The organism is Flavobacterium calami (assembly GCF_038290035.1).
Lineage (GTDB): Bacteria > Bacteroidota > Bacteroidia > Flavobacteriales > Flavobacteriaceae > Flavobacterium > Flavobacterium calami.
The window spans coordinates 1-2,637 of the sequence record NZ_JBBYHS010000039.1 but is presented as its reverse complement, the minus strand read 5'-3'; the positions used below and the strand labels follow the sequence as shown (position 1 = coordinate 2,637).

General features: G+C 36.4%; 3 protein-coding genes and 1 pseudogene. 3 read left to right on the top strand and 1 reads right to left on the bottom strand.

Translation table 11 applies throughout. The annotated features are described in order from the left end of the window. The first annotated feature begins 171 nt into the window (after positions 1-171). The 3 genes from AAEO57_RS20755 to AAEO57_RS20745 all read left to right on the top strand — a co-directional run bounded on the left by AAEO57_RS20755 (position 172) and on the right by AAEO57_RS20745 (position 2,250). Positions 172-756, top strand: a complete 585-nt coding sequence (locus AAEO57_RS20755) for a Crp/Fnr family transcriptional regulator (protein WP_341694937.1) — start codon at positions 172-174, stop codon at positions 754-756. A gap of 103 nt (positions 757-859) precedes the next feature. Further along, positions 860-1,408 (top strand): carboxymuconolactone decarboxylase family protein, encoded by a 549-nt coding sequence (locus AAEO57_RS20750; RefSeq protein ID WP_341694936.1) that lies wholly within the window; start codon positions 860-862, stop codon positions 1,406-1,408. A 17-nt stretch (positions 1,409-1,425) separates the two neighbouring features. After that, a complete protein-coding gene (locus tag AAEO57_RS20745) occupies positions 1,426-2,250 on the top strand; it encodes an oxidoreductase (protein ID WP_341694935.1) in 825 nt (274 codons plus the stop codon). A 259-nt stretch (positions 2,251-2,509) separates the two neighbouring features. On the opposite strand, the pseudogene AAEO57_RS20930 reads toward AAEO57_RS20745, so the two are convergent. Beyond that, positions 2,510-2,637 (bottom strand): annotated as a pseudogene (locus tag AAEO57_RS20930) (transposase); the annotation flags it as partial.

Genomic DNA, 2,637 nt, shown 5'->3' with positions numbered 1-2,637 from the left:
CTAGTAACAGCCGTTACAAGCGATTTGCGGATTTAGTGGAATTAACGTTTTTAAACACTATTTTCGTTTAGCAGAAAATACTCTGCTTCGTAACCCGCAAACCGCTTGTAGCGTCAGAACGTTAGGCGTAATGCTACCTGCGACCGTGCAAGACAACAACAGACTAACAAAATGACAGAAAAAATAATTGAATACATAGAGCAGTTTGTAAAACTAACTGACGAAGAAAAAAAGCAGGTTGGTTCTTGCTTTAAAGAAGTAAAAATAAAAAAGCGACAATTCATTGTTCAGCCAAACTTTACAACAAAACACAGAAACTATGTTTACAAAGGAGCATTTAGAGCTTATGTTGTGGGAGACGAAGGACAAGACCACACCATTAATTTTGCAATAGACGATTGGTGGATTACAGACTACAACAGTTACATTTTTCAACAACCAGCAACAATGTTTGTAGTTGCACTTGAAGACAGCATCATTTTGCAAATTGACTACGAAGCAGAACAAGAACTTAAAAGACAAAATCACAAGTTTGAAACTTTTTTCAGGATAATTGCAGAGCGTGGGCTTGCTTTTCAGCAACGTAGAATTATCTCAAATCTTATTCATACAGCGGAAGAACGATATGAAAATTATGTTTTAAAATATCCTCAAATCGTTCAGAGAGTTCCTCAATATGCTTTGGCTTCCTTTTTAGGAATGACAACCGAATTCTTGTCCAGAATACGAAACAAAAGGGTTGCCAAAAAAAGTTGAACTATATCAACCAAATTTCTTAAACTACTTCATTTTTAAAAGTTGTAAGTCGCCTCATTTTTGCATTGTCAATAATGACAAACAACAATTTAAAATAAAGTAAATGTCAACATCAGAAAAACGAACTTTTTCAGTTCCAACAAGAGCAGAAGTATCTGTAAACAATCAAGGTATTTTCGATAACCTACAAAAAGGTTTGGGGTTTATTCCAAATCTTTATGCCTACTATGCAAAAAATGAAACTGCATTAGGAGACTATCTGACTTTGCAAAATCGCAAAAGCACTTTGAAAGCAAAAGAAAGGGAAGTAATTAACTTAGTAGCCAGTCAAATTAACGGTTGCCTTTATTGCCAGTCTGCACATACAGCGTTAGGCAAAATGAATGGATTTACAGACGAACAAATCTTATCAATCCGCAAAGGTTCGGCATCGTTTGACAGCAAGTTAGACGCATTGGCAAAATTCACAGCATCGGCAGTTGAAAACCGTGGAAAAGCAACCGAAGAAAGCAAATTAGCTTTTTTTACAGCAGGATATGACGAAGCTAATATGATTGATGTAGTAATGGTAATTGGCGACAAAATAATGAGCAACTACCTACACAACTTAACAGGTTTTGAAATTGATTTTCCTTTGGCTCAACAGCTTTAATTTTAAAAGACACTTCAATGAAAATTTGGTTTATCACAGGAATTTCAAGCGGTTTGGGCAAAGCACTTGCCCAAACCGTTATTGAAAAAGGCGATTTTGTCATTGGTACATTTCGCAATCAATCACAAACAGACACTTTTAATATCCAACATAAAGACAAAGCATTTGCCTTGACTTTGGATATTAGCAAACCCAACGAAATTGAAAAAGCAGTTAAACTTGTCATTGACAAATTTGGACAAATTGATGTGCTTGTAAACAATGCAGGTTATGGACTTGCGGGTGCTATTGAAGAAACAAGCACCGAAGAAACGAAAGCAATTTTTGAAGCCAACTTTTTTGGGACTTTGAATTTAACACAATCTTTTTTGCCAATTTTTAGACAACAAAAAAGCGGACACATTATTCAAATTTCTTCTCACGGTGGCTTTAAAGCCTTTGCAGGTTTTGGTATTTACAACGCAAGTAAGTTTGCATTAGAAGGTTTCAGTGAAGCATTGGCACAAGAGGTTGCTCCGTTAGGAATTAAGTTAACAATTGTAGAACCAGGACCTTTCCGAACCAGCTTTGCAGGTAGCGGTTTCAAACTTACAGAACACACTATTGCTGACTACAATACGACAGCAGGAGTTTTCAGAGAAAAAATAAAAGGTGTGGACGGCAAACAAGAAGGTGACCCAATAAAAGCATCACAAACAATTATTGACATTACCAAACTTGACACGCCACCATTGCGACTTCCGTTAGGAAAAATTGCAATCGTTTCATTAACTGCAAAGTTGGACAGCGTTCAAAAAGACATCAACTCATACAAACACATTGCTGAAAGTGTAGTATATTAGCGGAGGACAAGAAAGCACTACGCCTAACACACGTAGCTGTTGCACAACCCTCCTTAAAAAATAAACTTTATAAAAAAACATAAAAAGAGACCTCTTTTAAAGCGATTTAAAGGAGGTTTATTTTTGTAGTAAAGTTTTGTTTTCAAAAAAAGAAGACTAAAAACAGCCTGTTTTAAGCCCAACAAGAGGCTTTTTGAAAAAGCCTGCGCCTTTCCTTGTAGTTGGGATACAATTCCGGCTTGTGATTTAGGCTTTCGCGCTATAAAACGCAGATATTTCTTGAGGTTGTAAGTCAGGGATGCCATCAAAACATGTTTATTGGCTTGTTGGATTCCACGGCTGTTGAGCCTTTTCATGTTGGTAAAGTTTATCAGAGTTCCCAAAACC

Bases quoted from the DNA above. Each gene is read 5' to 3' on its own strand.
- AAEO57_RS20755 (WP_341694937.1), top strand. From the start codon at position 172: ATGACAGAAAAAATAATTGAATACATAGAGCAGTTTGTAAAACTAACT.
- AAEO57_RS20750 (WP_341694936.1), top strand. From the start codon at position 860: ATGTCAACATCAGAAAAACGAACTTTTTCAGTTCCAACAAGAGCAGAA.
- AAEO57_RS20745 (WP_341694935.1), top strand. From the start codon at position 1,426: ATGAAAATTTGGTTTATCACAGGAATTTCAAGCGGTTTGGGCAAAGCA.